Consider the following 18143-nt stretch of genomic DNA (forward strand, 5'->3'; position numbering starts at 1 on the left):
TGCATCCGCTCCGAGCCGACATTCTTCGACTCGGGGCGGCTTTCGAATCGCTCACTTGGTCGTTTCCAGCGCCCGAAATCGACGATGTGAGCGATGCGAACGGCGTTGGGCGGCGGCGATATCCTCAGGAAGGCACCCCGTCGAGAAAGGGCACCGATGTCCACTCGTCTGCGCTGGATGCGCTTCCGCCCGCAAGAGGCCGCACTCATCGCGATCACCGCGGTCTGGGGCAGCACCTTCCTGCTCGTGCACTGGGCGATGCAGCACTCGGGCCCGTGGTTCTTCGTGGGGCTGCGCTTCCTCGTGGCGGGGCTGATCAGCGTCGTCATCTTCCACCGCGTGCTGCGCGGCATCCGATGGCGGGATATCGGCGCCGGTGTCGCGATCGGCGTGATGATCTACCTCGGATATGGTCTGCAGACCGTCGGGCTGCAGACGATCGACTCCAGCACCTCCGCCTTCATCACGGCGATGTACGTGCCGCTCGTGCCCCTCGCCCAGTGGGCGGTGTTCCGCAAGCGTCCGCCCGCGATGGCCTTCGTCGGCGCGGCGCTCGCATTCGTCGGACTCGTGCTGATCGCCGGGCCCGACGCGTTCTCCCTCACCCTCGGTGCGGGCGAGATCGCCACGATGATCAGCACCCTGCCGATCGCGGCCGAGATCATCCTGATCAGCGTGTTCGCCGGACGGATCGACCTGGGGCGCATCACGATCGTGCAGCTGCTCACCGCGGGTCTGCTCGGGCTGTTGACGATGCCCGTGGTCGGCGAGGGGATCCCGGAGTTCTCCTGGGTCTGGGTGGTGTGCGCGGTCGGGCTGGGGGCGGCGAGCTGCCTCATCCAGCTCACGATGAACTGGGCTCAGAAGTCGGTCTCCCCCACCCGCGCGACCATCATCTACGCCGGTGAGCCGGTGTGGGCGGGCGTGATCGGACGCATCGCCGGCGAGCGCCTGCCAGCCCTCGCCCTGGTCGGCGGGGGGCTCGTGGTGCTCGGCATCCTCGCGAGCGAGCTGAAGTTCGTGCGACGGCGGGCGGATGCCGCCACAGGAGGAACTCGGGAATAGACCCGGCCGCGTCGCGTTCTACCCCACATGATTGAAAGTTCAACGGTCGCTCCTCTCGCCACCGAGCGGACCCGCGTGCGCGTGCCGATGGCCTTCGCCGACGGCTACTCCACCACCGCCGACGTCGTCACCTTCGACGGGCTCGTCGACGGACGCGAGCACCTGCTCCTCGGCATCGGCGACTGGCGCGCGGCGATCGACCGCGCGGCGAACGGCGGACCCGCACCCCTCGTGCGCCCCCACAGCGAATGCCTCACCGGCGACGTCTTCGGTTCGCAGCGCTGCGATTGCGGCCCCCAGCTGCGCGAAGCCGTCGAACGCATCGCCGACGAGGGCGGTTTCCTGCTCTACCTCCGCCAGGAGGGTCGCGGCATCGGCCTCTACGCCAAGCTCGACGCCTACGCGCTGCAGGACTCCGGCCTCGACACCTACGAGGCGAACGTCGCCCTCGGCCGCGGCGAGGACGAGCGCGACTACACCGTCGGCGCCCAGATGCTCACCGCGGTCGGAGTGGACGGCATCCGCCTGCTCAGCAACAACCCCGACAAGGCGCGGCAGCTCGAGGCCCTCGGCATCCGCGTGACCGAGCACGTGCCCACCGGTGTGCACCTCTCGGAGGCGAACACCCGATATCTCGAGGCCAAGCGCGACCACACCGCGCACACCATCGACCTCTCGGCGGCGTGAGCATGGACGCACGGATCGACGGGCGGACGGATGCCGAACGGCACCCGCGGCGGCTCGACGAGACCGAGATGCACACGTGGCTTCCGGTCATCCGCTTCGTGCAGCTGCTGCCGCAGGTGCTCGACCGCGCGCTGAAGGACGAGGCCGGACTCAACCACGCGCGATACGCGATCCTCATCATGCTCGCCGAGCAGATCGACGGCTCCGCTGTGACCATGACCGAGCTCGCGCGCATCGCCGGGCTGAGCCGGTCGCGCCTCAGCCACGCGCTCGACTCGCTCGAGGAGCGCGGCTGGGTGGAGCGCACCTCGTGCGGCGCCGACAAGCGCACGTTGTCGGCGACCCTCACCCCGGCCGGACGCGACATGCTGCGCGAGGCGGCCCCCGTGCACGTCGAGCAGATCCGCGAACTCGTGCTCGACCCGCTCACCGACGAGGAGCGCGATCAGCTCGCCGGCATCCTGACGAAGCTGCTCCCCGGGGTGACGGCGGCGCTGTAGGGCGGGCGTCGTGGCTTTCGAATCGCTCACTTTGCCGCTTTTCGGGGCGGGAAAGTGCAAAGTGAGCGATTCGAAACGGGGTGGGTGCCGGGTTCTGCTCTGAGCAGAAACGATGGATGCCGTCAGACACCGCGACGTACCGTGAGGCATGGCCGACATCGTCCCGTTCCCGCGCGCACCCCGCCCCTCCGACCCCGAGCCGCTGTGGCGCCACCTCCTCGGCGACCAGTTGCGCCGACGCCGCCACGAACGCGGCGAGACCCTCACCGAGACCGCCGACACCGCGGGCGTCTCGCCGCAGTACCTCTCGGAGGTCGAGCGCGGGCGCAAGGAACCGTCGAGCGAGATGATCGCCGCGATCGCCGGCGCGCTCGACACCAGCCTCATCGAGCTCACCAGCGCGGTCGCCGACGAGCTGCGCACGGCGTCGGCGCCGACATCCGCTCGGGCGTCGGTCTTCGCGCTGGCGGCCTGAGGTTGCGCGGGGCGGGGACGCTTCGACAGGCTCAGCGACCCAGGGTGAGCACTCAGCGACCCACTCGCAACTGGGTCCCTGAGCCTGTCGAAGGGCCCCGCCCCGCGCTACCCCCGCTCCCCCAGCACCGTGTCGATGAGGCCGTAAGCCTGGGCGGCGGATGCCGTGAACACCCGATCCCTGTCGGTGTCGACCCGTAGCTCCTCGACGGTCCGCCCGCTGTGCCGGGCGAGGATCGCCTCCATGTCGGACCGCACCCGCACCACCTCGTCGGCCGCGAGGATCAGGTCGGGGATCGCCCCGCGTGACTGTCCGGCCGGCTGGTGCAGCACGAGCCGGGCGTGCGCGAGGGCCGCCCGCTCCCCCGGCGCCCCGGCCGCGACGAGCAGCGAGGCCGGCCCGATCGCCTGCCCCACGCACGTCGTCGCGATGCTCGGACGGATGTGCTGCATCGTGTCGTAGACCGCGAGCGCCGCCCCCGGATCGCCGCCCTCGCTGTTGATGTAGAACTGGATCGCACTCTCGGGGCTGTCGGCGTCGAGGTGCAGCAACTGGGCGATCAGCGCGTTCGCGACGCCAGCGTCGATGCCGGTGCCCAGGTAGATGACGCGCTCGGCGAGCAGGTGCGAGTAGACGTCCATGACACGCTCGCCCCGCGGATGCTGCGCGATCACGTTCGGGATCGTGTACCCGCTCATGCGCCCGCCCCCAGTCCGACCCGGGCCCGTCGACGCGGCATCACCTCGGCGAACGACGACACGATCTCGTCGATGAAGCCGTAGTCGCGCGCCTGATGGGCGGTGTACCAGCGGTCGTGCAGCGAGTCCTCGAAGATGCGCTCGCGGGTCTGCCCGGTGTCGTCGGAGATGAGTCCGAGCACGGTGTCGCGCATGTGGCGCAGGTCGTCGGCCTGGGTCTCGATCTCGCCTGCCGATCCCCCGATCCCGGCCGACCCCTGGTGCATGAGGATGCGCGCGTGCGGCAATGCCCGACGCTTGCCCGGGGTTCCCGCCGAGAGCAGGAACTGCCCGGCACTGCAGGCGAGGCCGAGCGCGAGGGTCGACACGTCGTTGGGAACGAGCCGCATGATGTCGCGGATCGCGAGCATCGACGGCACCGAGCCGCCCGGCGAATGGATCCACAGGGCGATGTCGGTCGCGGCATCCTCGGCCGAAAGAGTGAGCAGCTGCGTCATCAGCAGCGTGCCGTTGTCGTCGTCGAGGGCGCCGTCGAGCACCAGGACGCGTTCGTGGAACAGGGCGCGTCGGGCCTCGGGCCCGAACTGCGGGAGGGGGTTCTCTTCGCTCATGCCCCCAGCATCCGTCGGCATCCGCAGTCTTACGCCGGAATCTGCCCTGGGCCGTTCTGCCGTCGGCAGAGCCCCCTCAGGCTCTCGAATCGCTCACTTTGCATAAAGTCGGGTGCGAGAACTGCAAGGTGAGCGATTCGAAAGCCGCCCTCGTAACACCGCCGACTCACGGCGTTCCTAGGCTGGAGGCATGGCCCAGCATGAAGAGAACTCGTGGTCCGAGGACGGCATCAACTTCCGCACCCGCAAGTGGGTGCGCCCGGAGGACCTCAACGCCAACGGGTCGCTGTTCGGCGGCAGCCTGCTGAAGTGGATCGATGAAGAGGCGGCGATCTACGCGATCGTGCAGCTCGGCAACTACCGCGCGGTGACGAAGCTCATCTCGGAGATCAACTTCGAGGCCTCGGCCGTGCAGGGCGACCTCATCGAGATCGGCCTGACCGCCACCCACTTCGGGCGCACGTCGCTGACGATGCGGGCGGTCGCGCGCAACATGATCACGCGCAAGCGCATCCTCACGATCGAGAAGATCGTGTTCGTGAGCCTCGATGAGGACGGCAACCCGACCCCGCACGGCTACAGCGACATCACTTACAACCGCGACCGCATGCCCACCGAGCGACTGGCGACGGGGACGGTCACGCTGCCCAAGCTCTGAGATCCCACCGTGAGTTGTTTTCGGTGCGCCTAAAAGCTACGTTTTAGGCATGCCGAAAAATTTGACCCGGATGCTTGCCGCCCCTCTCGTCCTCGTCGGGGCGCTCTTCCTCGCCTCGTGCTCGGCTTCAGCGGCATCCGACGCACAGCCCGACGCACAGCCGGAAAATGGCGACGACCGCCCGGTGGTGCTGACGACCTTCACGGTGCTCGCCGACATCGCACAGGAGGTCGCCGGCGAGCACCTCGAGGTGCGATCGATCACCAAGCCCGGGGCCGAGATCCACGGGTACGAGCCCACGCCCGGCGACATCCGATCGGCGGCGGATGCCGACCTCATCCTCGACAACGGCCTGAACCTCGAACTCTGGTTCGCGCAGTTCGTCGAGACCGTCGACGTGCCCCACGCCGTGGTGTCGGAGGGCATCGACGTCATCGACATCTCGGAGGACGCGTACGCGGGCACCCCCAACCCTCACGCCTGGATGAGCCCCACGAACGTGCAGACCTACGTCGACAACACGGTGGAGGCGTTCGCCGACCTCGCTCCCGAGCATGCCGACGACTTCCGCGCGAACGGCGAGGCGTACAAGGCCGAGCTGCAGCAGGTGCAGGACGACCTGACCGGCGCACTGGAGCGCCTGCCCGAGAGTCAGCGCGCGCTGGTCACCTGCGAGGGCGCCTTCTCGTACCTCGCGCGCGACGCCGGCCTGGCCGAGGCCTACATCTGGCCGGTCAACGCCGAGCAGCAGGCGACGCCGCAGCAGATCGCCCGGACGATCGCCTTCGTCGAGCAGAACGACGTCCCGGCCGTGTTCTGCGAGTCGACCGTGTCTGACCGCGCGATGCAGCAGGTGGTCGAGGCCACGGATGCCGAGTTCGGCGGCATCCTGTACGTCGACTCCCTGTCGACCGACGATGGACCGGTGCCGACCTACCTCGACCTCATCCGCCACGATGCCGACACCATCGTCGCCGCGCTCACGGAGAACCGATGACCGCCGCGATCGACGTGAGCGGGGTCGAGGTGCGGTACGGCGATCTCGTCGCCCTCGACGACGTGTCCCTCTGCGTCGAGGCCGGAGTGGTCACCGGCCTCATCGGCACGAACGGTTCGGGCAAGTCGACGCTCTTCCGCACGATCATCGGCAGCATCCGCCCCCGCGCCGGCACGGTCACGCTCGACGGCGTCACCCCCGTGGCCGCGCGACGCTCGGGAACCGTCGGATACGTGCCGCAGAGCGAGGACATCGACGTCGACTTCCCCGTCTCGGTGCGCGACGTGGTGATGATGGGGCGCTACGGATCGATGGGACCGACCCGGCGCGCCCGTGCCGCCGATCGCGCCGCCGTCGAGGAAGCGCTCGAGCGCGTCGAACTCACCGCTCTCGCCGACCGGCAGATCCGCCAGCTCTCGGGCGGTCAGCGCAAGCGCGCGTTCGTCGCCCGCGGCATCGCCCAGGGCGCGCGCACGCTGCTGCTCGACGAGCCGTTCGCCGGGGTCGACAAGCGATCGGAGCAGATGATCGTGCGCGTGCTGCGCGACCTCGCCGCCGACGGGCACGCCGTGCTCGTCTCGACGCACGACCTGCACGCCCTCCCCGAGCTCGCCGACGACGCGGTGCTGCTGCGGCGGCGCGTGCTCCTGCACGCCCCGGTCGCCGAAGTGCTGCGCCCCGAGAGCCTCGCCCGCGCCTTCGGACTCGGCGACGACGAGGCCGCCGCGTGAACCCCCTCGACTTCCTGCTCGAGCCCCTCCAGTACGAGTTCATGGTGCGGGCGTTGGTCACGACGGTCATCGCGGCCGTCGTGTGCGCGGTGCTGTCGTGCTGGCTGGTGCTCGTCGGATGGTCGCTCATGGGCGACGCCGTCTCGCATGCCGTGCTTCCCGGTGTGGTGCTCGCCTACATCGTCGGCGCCCCGTTCGCCCTGGGCGCGCTCGTCTTCGGGCTGCTCGCGGTCACACTCATCGGTGCGATCCGCGGTACGAGTCGCATCAAGGAGGATGCCGCCATCGGCATCGTCTTCACGACGCTCTTCGCCCTGGGCCTGGTGCTGATCTCGGTGACCCCGAGTCAGACCGATCTCAACCACATCATCTTCGGGAACATCCTCGGCGTCTCGACCTCCGACCTGATCCAGATCGGCATCCTCGCGGCCGTGGCCCTGGCGGTTCTGTTGATCAAACGGCGCGATCTCACCCTGTTCGCCTTCGATCCGACGCACGCGTTCGCGATCGGGCTGTCCCCGCGGCGCCTGAGCGCGCTGCTGCTCGGCATCCTGGCGCTGACCTGCGTCGTCGCCCTGCAGGTCGTCGGGGTCGTGCTGGTGGTGGCGATGCTGATCATTCCGGGGGCGACCGCGCACCTGCTCACCGACCGATTCGGACGGATGCTGTGGATGGCGCCGCTCCTGTCGGCGGGTTGCGCCGTCGTCGGCATCTACATCAGCTACTGGGCCGACGCCGCATCGGGAGGGCTGGTCGTGGTCGTGCAGGGAGCGCTGTTCGCGCTCGTCTACCTCTTCTCACCCCGCCAGGGTCTCGTGACCCGCATGCGTCGGCACACGGTCACCGCCTGACACCGGCGCGATCGCCGCGAACGCCGCCGCGAGGTCGGCGATCAGATCGTCGGCGTCTTCGAGGCCGACCGACAGACGCAGCACGTCGGCGGCGGGGCGCGCCTCGGCCGGCACCGGTCGGTGCGTGAGCGCGGCGGGGTGCTGGATGAGCGAGTCGACACCACCCAGCGAAACGGCGTGGGCGAAGAGCGCGGTGGCGGAGGCGACGGCGGATGCCGCGGCGTACCCGCCCTGCATCCGCATCGCGATCATCGCCCCGGTGCCGCGCATCTGCCGGTCGAGGAGGCCGTGCGGATCGCCGTCGAGTCCCGGGTAGAAGACCTCGGCGATCTCGGGCCGGTCGAGCAACCACGACACGATGCGGCGGGCGTTCTGCTGCTGGCGCTGCATGCGCACGGGCAGCGTGGCGAGTCCGCGGTGCAGAAGGTAGGCGCCGAGCGGGTGGAGCAGGCCGCCCGTCACAGCGCGCACACGGCGCAGCGCCGCGGCGGTCTCCTCGCGGCAGGCGACGACGCCGGCGATCACGTCGCCATGCCCGCCGAGGTACTTGGTCGCGCTGTGGAGCGACATCGCCGCGCCGTGATCGAGCGGGTTCTGCAGGATCGGCGTCGCAAAGGTGTTGTCGACGACGACCGGCACACCTCCCGCCTGGCGCACGATGTCGGCGATGTCGGCGAGCTCCAGCGTCGGGTTCGCGGGCGTCTCGAGCACGACGAGCCCGGTGTCGGTGCGGATGCTCGCGGCCACCTCGTGCGGGTGGCAGTACGAGACCTCGGCACCGAGCAGTCCCGAGCCGAGCAGGTGGTCGGTGCCGCCGTACAACGGGCGCACCGCGACGACGTGGTGCTTGCCGACCGCGTTCGTATGGGCGAGGATCACGGCGGTCATCGCCGCCATGCCCGATCCGAACGCGACGGACGCCTCGGCGTGCTCCATCTCGGCGAGCGCCTCTTCGAAGCGCGCGACGGTCGGGTTCCACAGGCGCGCGTAGACGAGGCTGCCGTCGGCGGGCGGGCGTCCGCCCGTCGCCATCGCCTCGTAGGAGTCGCCGCCGCGCTCGACATCGGGCAGCGGGTTCGTGGTCGACAGGTCGATCGGCAGCGCGTGCACGCCGAGGTCGGCGAGGTCGGAGCGGCCGCTGTGGACGGCGACGGTGTCGGGATGCAGCGGGACGGTCACCCCTCCATGTTGCGGGAATCACAGTAAACGCGGTAAGAATCGACAGCATCCGCCGTTCTCAGCGACTATTTCGATATTCTGAGCAAGATCGGATGCCGAGGAGGGCGTGACGTTGGCCAAAGAACAAGGTTCGCCGCTCGACGAGACCGACCTCGCGCTGCTCGCGGTGCTCACCCGCGAAGCCGACATCACCAACAAGGCCCTCGCGCACCGATTGAATCTCGCCGAGTCGACCTGCGCGCACCGCGTGCGGGCGCTGCGCGAGCGCGGTGTCATCCGCGATACGCGGATCCGCCTCGACGAGGCATCCGTCGGCTATCCGTTGCAGGCGATCATCAAGGTGCGCCTCGCCAACCACACCGGACCGACCGTCACCGCCCTGTTCGACGCCCTCGCCGGCATCCCGCGCGTGCTGCAGGTGTTCCACGTCGCGGGCGTCGACGACTTCCTCGTGCACGTCGCCGTCGAGGACGCAACGGCGCTGCGCGACATCGTGCTCGAGCACATCACCGTGCACCCGGTCGTGCGCGGAACCGAGACCCAGCTCGTGTTCGAGCTGCGCGACGGCGCCGGGCTGCTGTCGCGCTAGCCCCACCCGGCGAACCTGCGGGAGGATGGACCCCATGACCCGCAGTGCCACCGCCGCCACGCAGACCATCCGCGAGATGCGCGACTTCCTGTTCGCGAACGCGACCGACTACGACGCCGCCCGCGCCGGGTTCTCGTGGCCCCGCGTCGACGAGTTCAACTTCGCGCTCGAGTGGTTCGACGTGATCGCCGGCGAGACACCCGATCGCCCCGCGGTGCAGATCGTCGAGGCCGACCTGTCGCTGCGGTCGTGGACCTACGGCGAACTCTCCCGCCGCTCCGACCAGGTCGCCGCCTGGCTGACCGGTCTCGGCATCCGTCGCGGCGACCACCTGATCGTGATGCTCGGCAACACGATCGAGCTGTGGGAGGTGATGCTCGCGATCACCAAGATCGGCGCGGTGTCGATCCCGACCTCGACGCTGCTCTCGGCATCCGACCTCGCCTACCGGATCGAGCACGGCCGCGCCCGTGCCGTCGTCACGCTCGGAGCTCTCAGCGACCGACTCTCGGGCATCGACGACGGCATCCTGCGCATCGGCATCGGCGACGACGTCCCCGCCGAGTGGGAGCGCTTCGCGGACTCGGTCGACGCCCCGACCGTGTTCGAGCCCGACGGCCCGACGCCCGCGACCGACAGCTCGCTGCTGTACTTCACCTCGGGCACCACGAACCGCCCGAAGCTCGTGCAGCACACCCACGTCTCGTACCCGGTCGGGCACCTGTCGACCATGTGGTGGCTGGGCGTGCGCCCCGACGACGTGCACCTGAACATCTCGTCGCCGGGCTGGGCGAAGCACGCGTGGTCGAGCTTCTACTCGCCATTCCTCGCCGAGGCGACCGTGTTCGTCTACAACTACGCGCGCTTCGACGCGAACACCCTCATGCAGGTCATGGACACGCACCACGTGAGCACGTTCTGCGCGCCGCCGACCGTGTGGCGGATGCTCATCCAGGCCGACCTCGGCCGCCTCACCCACCCGCCGCGCGAGCTCGTCGGCGCCGGCGAACCGCTCAACCCCGAGGTCATCGACCGCGTGCGCGATGCGTGGGGCGGAACGATCCGCGACGGCTTCGGGCAGACCGAGATGACCTGCTGCGTGGGCAACTCCCCGGGGCAGGCGGTGAAGGTCGGCTCGATGGGTCGCCCGCTGCCCGGCTACCCGGTCGTGCTGCTCGACCCCGTGACCGGCGAAGTCGTCGACGGGGCGAGCGAAGGCGAGATCGCGCTCGACCTGTCGCAGCCGCCGCTCGGGCTCATGGCCGGGTACTACGACGACCCCGAGAAGACCGCCGAATCCCGCGACGGGGGCTACCACCACACCGGCGACATCGCCGTGCGCGACGACGAGGGGTACCTCACCTACATCGGTCGGGCCGACGACGTGTTCAAGGCATCCGATTACAAGATCTCACCGTTCGAGCTCGAGTCGGTGCTGCTCGAGCACGACCTGGTGATCGAGGCGGCCGTCGTTCCCAGCCCCGACCTGACGCGGCTGTCGGTGCCGAAGGCGTACGTCTGCCTGCGAGCGGATGCCGCGGCCGACGGCGAGGCCGCGCGCTCGATCTTCGCCTACGCGAACGAGCGGCTGTCATCGCACCTCTGGGTGCGGGTGATCGAGTTCGTCGACGAACTGCCCAAGACGATCTCGGGCAAGATCCGCCGCGTCGAACTGCGCGCCCGTGAGGCCGAGCGCGTCGAGGCGGGCGAGGCCGCGGGGCAGCACTGGGAGCGCGACTACCGCTGAGGCGGATCGGCGCGGTCGAACGGACTCAGCGCACGACGGCGATCGCGCCGGTGGCCGTGCTGGGCGTGCGCGCCGGGACGAGCACGGTGGTCGTCGCCGGAGCGGGCTCCACGGGGGCAGCCGATGCCGCCGCCGCGCGAGCCGCGCTGCGCGTCATGCGGCCGTTGTCGGCGACGCTGACGATCGCACGGACGATGCCGCCGAGCACGAGCATCGCGCCCAGCGCCGCGCCGGAGGCGATCAGCGGCAACCACTCGTGGGCGAACGACGCGGTGGAACTCAGCAACGCCATCGGGATCCAGACCCCGACCGCTCCCCCGCTGAGTCCACCCGCGCCACGGGCGATCGCGGCCCCCGCCACGATCGCGCAGACGACGGCGAGCGCCGCCCCGATCCACCCGATCGGTACAAGGAATCCGGCCAGGTCCCTGGCAATGGCTGCTGTCGTCATGATGACCCCCCGGTCTGCGGAATCTCCGCACTCTTCACACTAGAAAAGCGTACGCGGATCCCCATCCGTCTCACGCATGATCTTTGTCATCCTTTCGGAGGACAACCGGAAGGCGCCGCTCGGCACCCTCCCTCTACTAGACGACCGAAGTGCTCATTTCTGACGCGGTTTCCCGGTTCCGGTCACGAGAAGATCGGATGCCTCAGCGACGGGCCTTCCGGCGCGACGGGCGCAGGCTCAGTCGGCGCAGTCCGCGCTTGCGCACGACCGGGACGGGCTGGGTGATCACGGCATCGACGACCATCGATCCGTCGGTCGGCCCGACGATCGCGATGGCCGAGGTCTCGGTCGCCTCGGCGGGCGCGACCGGCAGCTTCGCGAGAGCGCGATGCGCCTTCACGTACGCCGGCACGAGCAGCACGATAGCGCCGACCCAGGCGAGCGGGTTGCTGAGTGCGACCCCCGCGAACCCGATGACCGCGCCGAGCGCGACCGCCGCGACCACGCGCATCACCAGCTCGATGACCCCGGTGACCGTCGGCACGAGGGTGTGGCCCAATCCCTGCAGCGCACCGCGCAGCACGAACAGGATGCCGAGCGCCCAGTAACCCGCGCCGTTGATGATGAGCATGAGATGCGCGAGATCGACGACCTCGTCGGATCCCTCGCCGACGAACAGGCGCACCATGGGCGCCCCGAACGCGACGAGCAGGCCTCCGAGCACGAGACCCGCGGCGATCGCCATCCAGGTGGCCTCGACCACGCCGCGACGGATGCGGTCGGGGCGGCGTCCACCGTGGTTCTGCGCCGAGTACATCGAGACCGCCAGGCCCAGCGACGAGAGCAGGGCGACGGCGAGCCCGTCGACGCGCGATGCGGTCGTGTAGGCGGCGACGGCATCCGATCCCAGCGTGTTCAGCGCGACCTGCACGGTCAGCGTGCCGATCGCGATGATCGACGCCTGGAAGCCCATCGGGAGGCCGAGGCGCAGATGCTCCGCGATGTCGGCGCGGGTGATGCGCCAGTCGCTGCGGCGCAGGTGCAGCATCGGCAGGCGCCGGCGCACGAACTCGAGGCACAGCACGACCGAGATGGCCTGGGCGATCACGGTCGCGAGCGCCGCGCCGCCGACGCCCCACTCGAGGGGACCAACCATGAGCACGACGAGTCCGACGTTGAGCGCGCACGAGATCGTGAGGAACACGAGCGGGGTGCGCGAGTCACCGATCGCGCGGATGATCGCCGAGAGGTAGTTGAAGAACATCGTGGCGCTCGCGCCGAGGAAGCTGATCTGCGTGAAGACCGTCGCCTCGGGCATGAGCTCGGCGGGGGTCTGCAGCAAGGTGAGCAGCGGGCCGGCGATCAGTGGGGCGCACGCCGTGAGGAGCACGCTCGTCGCGCCGCTGAGCAGCACACCGGTCGCGACCGAGCGGCGCACCCCTGCGTCATCGCGCGCGCCGAAGGCCTGAGCGATCGGGATCGCGAATCCGCTCGTGAGTCCCCACGCGAAGCCGAGCAGCAGGAAGAGCAGCGGACCGGTCGCGCCGACCGCGGCGAGCGAGGTCACGCCGAGGTGGCGCCCGACGACGATCGCGTCGGCGAACTGGTAGAGCTGCTGCACGACGTTGCCGAGCAGCAGGGGGATCGAGAAGGCGAGGATGACGCGCCACGGACGGCCCGTGGTGAGGGAGGTTGCCATGAGGAGGACTCGCAGGGCTGGATACGGATCGGGGCTGCGCGGCACTGCTCCGTGTCGCGGCATTCAGTCTATCGAATCGATTCGGCAGATCGCACGCGAATGTGCTGGATAGGGTGGGCGGATGGGCAGGTATCCGGCGACGATCGCGGATACCGTCGACCATGAGCTCGTCATCAAGAAGTCTCGGTTCCTCACGCACATCGCGCCGGTCGGCTCGGTCGAGGAAGCCGAGGCGGTGATCGCGGGCATCCGCAAGCGGGCCTGGGATGCCGCGCACAACTGCACCGCAATGGTCACGGGCCTTCTCGGCGACCAGGCTCGATCGTCGGACGACGGGGAACCGTCCGGCACCGCCGGCATCCCGATGCTCGAGGTTCTGCGGCGCCGCGAGCTCACCGACGTGGTCGCCGTCGTCACGCGGTACTTCGGCGGCGTGAAGCTCGGCGCCGGCGGACTCGTGCGGGCCTACTCGACCGCGACTTCGGAGGCGCTCGACCTCGCCCGGCTCGTGAGGTGCGAGGCTCTCACGCAGGTGCGGATCGAGGTCGCACACGCCGACGCCGGGCGCTTCGACAACCTGCTGCGCGACTGGGCCGGGCATCACGGGGCGACCCTCGGCGAGGCCGAGTACGGCGCGGCGGCCACGCTCGAGGTGTGGGTGCCGGAGGGTGAGATCGCGCATCTCACGGATGCTGTGGCCGCGGCATCCGGTGGGGGTGTCGTGCCCGCGGTCGGGGCGGAGCGCGTGGTCGACGTTCCGGCGTGAGGCGGCCGCGCGGGGCGGGCCCTTCGACAGGCTCAGGGACCCAGTGTCGTAGGTGCGGGACCCTTCGACAGGCTCAGGGACCCAGTACTGAAACTGGGTCGCTGAGCTTGTCGAAGCGCCCCATGCCCGCACGGATACTCTGAGGGGATGTTCGACAGCCCGCTCTCGGCCTCGGCGTACGAGGTTCTCGGGGTGACTCCGGACACCGACGACGAGGCGATGCGCCGCGCCTACCGGGCACGCCTGCGCGAAGCGCACCCCGACACCGGCGGTGATGCGGCGGTGTTCATCCGGGTGCAGCGGGCCTGGGAGCTCATCGGCACTCCCGCGGGGCGTGCGAGCTACGACCGCATGCGCAGCGACGGCGACGAGTGGCGTGCGCCGACGCCGGCTCGCACCGACACCCGCCCACGCCCGAAGACCTCGGGCGAGGCCGGGGCCTGGCGGCGCGCCCGGTACACGGCGTTGCTCGAGGAATGGGCGGGCGAGAGCATCCCCGACCCCTATGCGCCGAGCGTGGTGCGGGCGGCGCCGCGCGCCCTGCGTCGCATCCTGGCCGATGCCCTCGCCGAAGAGGCCACGGCGCACGCCCTCGCGGGTCTCGGCATGGGCTTCACGCTGTGGCACGGCATCGCGACCGGCCCGGCGAGCGCCGCCGACGACGCGGATGCCGCGCACCGCCTCGACCACGTGATCCTCGGCCCGTCGGGTCTGTACGGGGTGATGTCGGCCGACTTCGGCGGCATCGTCGGTTTCCGCCGCGGCGAGATCACCGGCCCGAGCCTCGGGCACCGCGCGCCCGTCACCGACCTGCTCGCGCAGATCCGCTCGGTCGCGCGCACGGCGCGCGTGAGATTCAGCGGGGCGATCGTGGTGCTCCCCGACGACGACCTGTCGATGCCCTCGACACCGCTCGGCAGCATCCGCGGTCTGCCCGTCTTCGTCGTGCGCCGCAGCATCCTGCCGACGCGCCTGCGCACGGGCCTGCCGGGCACGCGGGTGATCGGCGGCAACGAGCTGTTCGACATCCGCACGCGACTGCGGCACAGCATCCGCCATCTGTGACGCACGCGATCGGACGACACGCGCAGACACGCCGCACTTTTGAATCACTAAAAAGAACAGGTAGGGTCGAAGACATGGAGACCACACTCGATCAGGCGCTTCGCGGCGTCGGACTGCGGGCCACCGCAGGCCGGGTCGCGGTGCTCGAGGCGCTGGACTCCCTTGCGCACTCGGATGCCGAACGCCTCTACCGGGTGATCTCGGAGGTGCTGCCGACCACGTCGATCCAGTCGGTGCACAACATCCTCGCGGACCTGACGACGGCGGGCCTCGTCCGCCGGATCGAACCGGCAGGATCCGCGGCGCTCTACGAACGGCGCATCGGCGACAACCACCACCACATCGTCTGCACCGCCTGCGGTGCGATCGCCGATGTGGACTGCGTGGTCGGCGAAGCGCCGTGTCTCACCCCGTCATCGACGGGGGGATTCACCGTCCAGACAGCAGAAGTCACCTTCTGGGGCCTGTGCCCCAGTTGCCAGAACGCCGCACAGTAGTCCGACGCATCCGCCACCGACCCGCCACCCGCGGAGAAGGGCTGTTCGTCGCGCCTGCGCGCAGAAGGAGAAAACCATGACGAAACCCGCCACCACCACCCAGACCGGCACCCCGGTCGCGAGCGACGCCCACTCGCTCACCGTCGGCGCCGACGGCCCCACCGTCCTGCACGACCGCTACCTCGTCGAGAAGCTCGCCTCCTTCAACCGCGAGCGGGTGCCGGAGCGCAACCCGCACGCCAAGGGCGGCGGCGCGTTCGGCGAGTTCATCGTCACCGAAGACGTCTCGGCCTACACCCGCGCGGCGGTCTTCCAGCCGGGCGCGAAGAGCGAGACGCTGCTGCGCTTCTCGTCGGTCGCCGGCGAGCAGGGCTCCCCCGACACGTGGCGCGACGTGCGCGGGTTCTCGCTGCGCTTCTACACGTCGGAGGGCAACCTCGACGTGGTCGGCAACAACACCCCGACCTTCTTCCTGCGCGACGCGATGAAGTTCCCCGACTTCATCCACTCGCAGAAGCGCCTCGGCGACTCGGGCCTGCGCGACTCCGACATGCAGTGGGACTTCTGGACGCTTTCGCCCGAGACCGCACACCAGGTCACCTACCTCATGGGCGACCGCGGCCTGCCTCTCAGCTGGCGCCACATGAACGGTTACGGCTCGCACACCTACCAGTGGGTCAACGCCGCGGGCGAGCGCTTCTGGGTGCAGTACCACTTCCTCTCGAAGCAGGGCGTCGAGGCGATGGGCGCCGACGAGGCCGAGCGCCTGGCCGGATCGGATGCCGACCACTACCGTCGCGACCTGTTCGACGCGATCGCTGCCGGCGACTTCCCCGAGTGGGACGTCTACGTGCAGATCATGCCGTACGACGAGGCGAAGGCATACCGCTTCAACCCGTTCGACCTCACCAAGACGTGGTCGAAGAAGGACTACCCGCGCATCAAGGTCGGCACGTTCACCCTGAACCGCAACCCGGAGAACTTCTTCGCCGAGATCGAGCAGGCGGCGTTCTCGCCCGGCAATCAGGTGCCCGGCACCGGCATCTCGCCCGACAAGATGCTCATGGCCCGCGTGTTCGCGTACTCCGACGCGCAGCGCTACCGCATCGGCGCGAACTACAACCAGCTGCCGGTCAACCAGCCGCACGCCACCGAGGCCCGCAACTACATGCACGAGGGCCAGATGCAGTACCACTTCAGCAGTGCGAAGCAGCGGGTCTACACCCCGAACTCGTACGGCGCGGCCGGCGGACCCGAGGCCGACCCGCAGGCGGGCGTCGAGGCGAGCTGGGAGTCGGACGGCGAGCTGATGCGTTCGGCGGCGACCCTGCACAGTGAGGACGACGACTTCGGTCAGGCCGGCACGCTGTACCGCGAGGTCTTCGACGACGTGCAGCGCGCCCGGTTCCTCGACACGCTGACCGGCCAGGGCCAGTCGATCACGGTCGACGAGATCCGTGAGCGCTTCTTCCAGTACTGGACGAACGTGGATGCCGCCCTCGGAGAGGCGCTCCGTACCCGCGTCTGATCCGGCGCCCTTCGTCTCGTCGCTTCGCTCCTCGCTCAGGAACCGGTGTTTATTCGGTTCCTGAGCGAGCGAAGCGAGACGAAGGGCCCCGGCGCGGGAGGAGAATGGATGCCGTGGCTGTTCCGCTCTCCGACCTCACCCGCATGCCCGAACCCCAGCAGGTCTACGCCGCCGACGGCACGCGCCTCGCGACGTACACGTGGGGAGATCTCGACGCTCCCGTCGTCGTGATCGTGCACGGGTTCGCGTCGAACGCGCGCGACAACTGGGTCCTGACCGGGTGGGTGCGCGAGCTCACGAAGGCCGGGTACCGTGTGCTCGCCCTCGACCAGCGCGGGCACGGGCTCAGCGAGAGGCCGCACCAGCCGGAGGACTACAGCATCCGCACCCTCGTCACCGATGTCGAGGCCGTGATGGACGCCTATCTCGTCGATGACGCTGTGTACGTCGGCTATTCGCTGGGCGCGCGTGTCGGCTGGGAGGTCATGAAGGAACTGCCGCACCGCATCGGCCGCGCCGTGCTCGGCGGGGTGCCCGACGGCATCCCCCTCGCCCGCCTCGATCTCGATCAGGTGCGCGCGTACATCGCCGACGGCACGCCGGTCGCCGACCCGACGACCCAGAACTACATCGCCCTCACCGAGCGGGTGCCCGGCAACGATCTGCGTGCGCTCGTCGCGCTGGCCGAGGGGATGCGGGCGTCCGGGTCGATCGACCCCGATCCGGCGGATGCCCCCACCCGCCCGATGCTGTTCGCGACCGGGTCGAAGGACGCGATCATCGAAGGATCACGCGCCCTGGCATCCGCCGCTCCCGACGCCCGCTTCTTCGAGATCCCCGATCGCAACCACTTCAACGCTCCCGGCTCTCGGGCGTTCAAGGAGGCGGCGGTGGGATTCCTCGGCGAGCGCTGACTCCTGCTCCCGTCGCGCGTTGCGGAGGAGATCTCGCGCTCTGCAGAATCGATCTCAGCATCCGCTCCTGCAGAGAGTGAGATCTCCTGCGGAGCGTGCGTCAGCCGGCGGGTGGGCGCGCCACTGACTCGGCCTCGCGTCGGCGCAGCACGAACCAGGCGGTCGGGCCGATGACGGGCACGAGCGCGATCACGAGGAACCACAGCAGGAAGCGGATGCCGACGACGCGGCGATCCCGCACCACGGAGATGAACGCGACCACCGCGTAAGCGCACACGATGAGCCACACCACGCTGACGGCGACGTCGAACGCGGTGGGGATGAGCGGGTTGGCATCCATGCGGGAGTCTCCTCGGGCGGTCGGACGACCAGCATCCCACGTCCTTCCGGTCGCGCGAATGGCTGCACCGCGCGCTCCGGTCGCGCAAAGGGCTG

Annotated in this window: 21 protein-coding genes; 15 read left to right on the forward strand and 6 right to left on the reverse strand. The window is 69.7% G+C overall.

All coding sequences use genetic code 11. From position 1 onward, the window contains the following. Positions 1 to 156 precede the first annotated feature (156 nt). The 4 genes from ACFY9N_RS14420 to ACFY9N_RS14435 all read left to right on the forward strand — a co-directional run bounded on the left by ACFY9N_RS14420 (position 157) and on the right by ACFY9N_RS14435 (position 2727). The gene (locus ACFY9N_RS14420; protein ID WP_391479472.1) at positions 157 to 1065 is read left to right on the forward strand and encodes a DMT family transporter; all 909 of its coding nucleotides are present in this window, start codon (positions 157 to 159) and stop codon (positions 1063 to 1065) included. A gap of 27 nt (positions 1066 to 1092) precedes the next feature. Continuing rightward, on the forward strand, positions 1093 to 1752 hold the full coding sequence (ribA, locus tag ACFY9N_RS14425; protein WP_391479473.1) for a GTP cyclohydrolase II: 660 nt from the start codon (positions 1093 to 1095) through the stop codon (positions 1750 to 1752). Between the two features lie 2 nt (positions 1753 to 1754). Then, positions 1755 to 2252 (forward strand): MarR family winged helix-turn-helix transcriptional regulator, encoded by a 498-nt coding sequence (locus tag ACFY9N_RS14430; RefSeq protein ID WP_391479474.1) that lies wholly within the window; start codon positions 1755 to 1757, stop codon positions 2250 to 2252. Positions 2253 to 2400: 148 nt separating this feature from the next. Next, the gene (locus ACFY9N_RS14435) at positions 2401 to 2727 is read left to right on the forward strand and encodes a helix-turn-helix domain-containing protein (protein WP_391479476.1); all 327 of its coding nucleotides are present in this window, start codon (positions 2401 to 2403) and stop codon (positions 2725 to 2727) included. Positions 2728 to 2834: 107 nt separating this feature from the next. Here ACFY9N_RS14435 and ACFY9N_RS14440 read toward each other — a convergent pair whose 3' ends face one another. Then, positions 2835 to 3425 carry a ClpP family protease gene (locus ACFY9N_RS14440; protein WP_391479477.1) on the reverse strand — a complete coding sequence of 197 codons (591 nt, stop codon included), beginning with the start codon at positions 3423 to 3425 and terminating at the stop codon, positions 2835 to 2837. Further along, complete coding sequence (locus tag ACFY9N_RS14445; RefSeq protein ID WP_391479478.1) at positions 3422 to 4036, reverse strand: ClpP family protease; 615 nt, start codon at positions 4034 to 4036, stop codon at positions 3422 to 3424. Before ACFY9N_RS14445 ends, ACFY9N_RS14440 begins: the two co-directional genes overlap by 4 nt. Before the next feature lie 190 nt (positions 4037 to 4226). Between ACFY9N_RS14445 and ACFY9N_RS14450 the strand changes: the two genes are divergently transcribed. The 4 genes from ACFY9N_RS14450 (at position 4227) to ACFY9N_RS14465 (ending at position 7273) form a co-directional block, all read left to right on the forward strand. Further along, positions 4227 to 4694, forward strand: a complete 468-nt coding sequence (locus ACFY9N_RS14450; RefSeq protein ID WP_391479480.1) for an acyl-CoA thioesterase — start codon at positions 4227 to 4229, stop codon at positions 4692 to 4694. A gap of 70 nt (positions 4695 to 4764) precedes the next feature. Next, entirely contained in the window at positions 4765 to 5691 is a 927-nt protein-coding gene (locus tag ACFY9N_RS14455; RefSeq protein ID WP_391479481.1) for a metal ABC transporter substrate-binding protein, read from the forward strand. Further along, positions 5688 to 6422 (forward strand): metal ABC transporter ATP-binding protein, encoded by a 735-nt coding sequence (locus tag ACFY9N_RS14460; protein WP_391479483.1) that lies wholly within the window; start codon positions 5688 to 5690, stop codon positions 6420 to 6422. The genes ACFY9N_RS14455 and ACFY9N_RS14460 overlap by 4 nt, the downstream gene beginning before the upstream one ends. After that, complete coding sequence (locus ACFY9N_RS14465) at positions 6419 to 7273, forward strand: metal ABC transporter permease (protein WP_391479484.1); 855 nt, start codon at positions 6419 to 6421, stop codon at positions 7271 to 7273. The genes ACFY9N_RS14460 and ACFY9N_RS14465 overlap by 4 nt, the downstream gene beginning before the upstream one ends. Here ACFY9N_RS14465 and ACFY9N_RS14470 read toward each other — a convergent pair. After that, on the reverse strand, positions 7220 to 8452 hold the full coding sequence (locus ACFY9N_RS14470) for a trans-sulfuration enzyme family protein (RefSeq protein ID WP_391479486.1): 1233 nt from the start codon (positions 8450 to 8452) through the stop codon (positions 7220 to 7222). The two genes, ACFY9N_RS14465 and ACFY9N_RS14470, sit on opposite strands and share 54 nt — an antisense overlap. A gap of 106 nt (positions 8453 to 8558) precedes the next feature. Between ACFY9N_RS14470 and ACFY9N_RS14475 the strand changes: the two genes are divergently transcribed. Together ACFY9N_RS14475 and ACFY9N_RS14480 are read left to right on the forward strand one after the other, a co-directional pair. After that, a complete protein-coding gene (locus tag ACFY9N_RS14475; RefSeq protein WP_391479487.1) occupies positions 8559 to 9041 on the forward strand; it encodes an Lrp/AsnC family transcriptional regulator in 483 nt (160 codons plus the stop codon). Positions 9042 to 9075: 34 nt separating this feature from the next. Beyond that, entirely contained in the window at positions 9076 to 10788 is a 1713-nt protein-coding gene (locus ACFY9N_RS14480) for an AMP-binding protein (RefSeq protein ID WP_391479488.1), read from the forward strand. Between the two features lie 25 nt (positions 10789 to 10813). On the opposite strand, the gene ACFY9N_RS14485 is transcribed toward ACFY9N_RS14480, so the two are convergent. Together ACFY9N_RS14485 and ACFY9N_RS14490 are read right to left on the reverse strand one after the other, a co-directional pair. After that, entirely contained in the window at positions 10814 to 11239 is a 426-nt protein-coding gene (locus tag ACFY9N_RS14485) for a hypothetical protein (RefSeq protein ID WP_391479490.1), read from the reverse strand. 202 nt (positions 11240 to 11441) lie between these two features. Next, on the reverse strand, positions 11442 to 12938 hold the full coding sequence (locus ACFY9N_RS14490; protein ID WP_391479492.1) for an MATE family efflux transporter: 1497 nt from the start codon (positions 12936 to 12938) through the stop codon (positions 11442 to 11444). A 121-nt stretch (positions 12939 to 13059) separates the two neighbouring features. Here ACFY9N_RS14490 and ACFY9N_RS14495 point away from each other — a divergent pair, with 121 nt between their 5' ends. From ACFY9N_RS14495 to ACFY9N_RS14515, 5 genes are all read left to right on the forward strand, one after another. After that, positions 13060 to 13704 carry an IMPACT family protein gene (locus ACFY9N_RS14495; protein WP_391479493.1) on the forward strand — a complete coding sequence of 215 codons (645 nt, stop codon included), beginning with the start codon at positions 13060 to 13062 and terminating at the stop codon, positions 13702 to 13704. A 147-nt stretch (positions 13705 to 13851) separates the two neighbouring features. Further along, positions 13852 to 14769 (forward strand): J domain-containing protein, encoded by a 918-nt coding sequence (locus ACFY9N_RS14500; protein WP_391479495.1) that lies wholly within the window; start codon positions 13852 to 13854, stop codon positions 14767 to 14769. 74 nt (positions 14770 to 14843) lie between these two features. After that, entirely contained in the window at positions 14844 to 15266 is a 423-nt protein-coding gene (locus tag ACFY9N_RS14505) for a Fur family transcriptional regulator (RefSeq protein WP_391479496.1), read from the forward strand. A 76-nt stretch (positions 15267 to 15342) separates the two neighbouring features. Next, positions 15343 to 16794, forward strand: coding sequence for a catalase (locus tag ACFY9N_RS14510; protein ID WP_391479498.1), 1452 nt, complete (start codon positions 15343 to 15345; stop codon positions 16792 to 16794). 104 nt (positions 16795 to 16898) lie between these two features. After that, on the forward strand, positions 16899 to 17708 hold the full coding sequence (locus ACFY9N_RS14515; protein WP_391479499.1) for an alpha/beta fold hydrolase: 810 nt from the start codon (positions 16899 to 16901) through the stop codon (positions 17706 to 17708). Between the two features lie 100 nt (positions 17709 to 17808). Here the strand turns inward: ACFY9N_RS14515 and ACFY9N_RS14520 are convergent, their stop codons facing one another. Then, positions 17809 to 18048 carry a PLDc N-terminal domain-containing protein gene (locus tag ACFY9N_RS14520; protein WP_391479501.1) on the reverse strand — a complete coding sequence of 80 codons (240 nt, stop codon included), beginning with the start codon at positions 18046 to 18048 and terminating at the stop codon, positions 17809 to 17811. Positions 18049 to 18143 lie beyond the last annotated feature (95 nt).

Origin of the sequence: Microbacterium sp. NPDC008134 (genome assembly GCF_042957055.1) — a bacterium.
Classification (GTDB): domain Bacteria; phylum Actinomycetota; class Actinomycetes; order Actinomycetales; family Microbacteriaceae; genus Microbacterium.

Bases quoted from the DNA above. Each gene is read 5' to 3' on its own strand.
- ACFY9N_RS14420 (WP_391479472.1), top strand. From the start codon at position 157: ATGTCCACTCGTCTGCGCTGGATGCGCTTCCGCCCGCAAGAGGCCGCA.
- ribA (WP_391479473.1), top strand. From the start codon at position 1,093: ATGATTGAAAGTTCAACGGTCGCTCCTCTCGCCACCGAGCGGACCCGC.
- ACFY9N_RS14430 (WP_391479474.1), top strand. From the start codon at position 1,755: ATGGACGCACGGATCGACGGGCGGACGGATGCCGAACGGCACCCGCGG.
- ACFY9N_RS14435 (WP_391479476.1), top strand. From the start codon at position 2,401: ATGGCCGACATCGTCCCGTTCCCGCGCGCACCCCGCCCCTCCGACCCC.
- ACFY9N_RS14440 (WP_391479477.1), bottom strand. From the start codon at position 3,425: ATGAGCGGGTACACGATCCCGAACGTGATCGCGCAGCATCCGCGGGGC.
- ACFY9N_RS14445 (WP_391479478.1), bottom strand. From the start codon at position 4,036: ATGAGCGAAGAGAACCCCCTCCCGCAGTTCGGGCCCGAGGCCCGACGC.
- ACFY9N_RS14450 (WP_391479480.1), top strand. From the start codon at position 4,227: ATGGCCCAGCATGAAGAGAACTCGTGGTCCGAGGACGGCATCAACTTC.
- ACFY9N_RS14455 (WP_391479481.1), top strand. From the start codon at position 4,765: ATGCTTGCCGCCCCTCTCGTCCTCGTCGGGGCGCTCTTCCTCGCCTCG.
- ACFY9N_RS14460 (WP_391479483.1), top strand. From the start codon at position 5,688: ATGACCGCCGCGATCGACGTGAGCGGGGTCGAGGTGCGGTACGGCGAT.
- ACFY9N_RS14480 (WP_391479488.1), top strand. From the start codon at position 9,076: ATGACCCGCAGTGCCACCGCCGCCACGCAGACCATCCGCGAGATGCGC.
- ACFY9N_RS14485 (WP_391479490.1), bottom strand. From the start codon at position 11,239: ATGACGACAGCAGCCATTGCCAGGGACCTGGCCGGATTCCTTGTACCG.
- ACFY9N_RS14490 (WP_391479492.1), bottom strand. From the start codon at position 12,938: ATGGCAACCTCCCTCACCACGGGCCGTCCGTGGCGCGTCATCCTCGCC.
- ACFY9N_RS14495 (WP_391479493.1), top strand. From the start codon at position 13,060: ATGGGCAGGTATCCGGCGACGATCGCGGATACCGTCGACCATGAGCTC.
- ACFY9N_RS14500 (WP_391479495.1), top strand. From the start codon at position 13,852: ATGTTCGACAGCCCGCTCTCGGCCTCGGCGTACGAGGTTCTCGGGGTG.
- ACFY9N_RS14505 (WP_391479496.1), top strand. From the start codon at position 14,844: ATGGAGACCACACTCGATCAGGCGCTTCGCGGCGTCGGACTGCGGGCC.
- ACFY9N_RS14510 (WP_391479498.1), top strand. From the start codon at position 15,343: ATGACGAAACCCGCCACCACCACCCAGACCGGCACCCCGGTCGCGAGC.
- ACFY9N_RS14515 (WP_391479499.1), top strand. From the start codon at position 16,899: ATGGATGCCGTGGCTGTTCCGCTCTCCGACCTCACCCGCATGCCCGAA.
- ACFY9N_RS14520 (WP_391479501.1), bottom strand. From the start codon at position 18,048: ATGGATGCCAACCCGCTCATCCCCACCGCGTTCGACGTCGCCGTCAGC.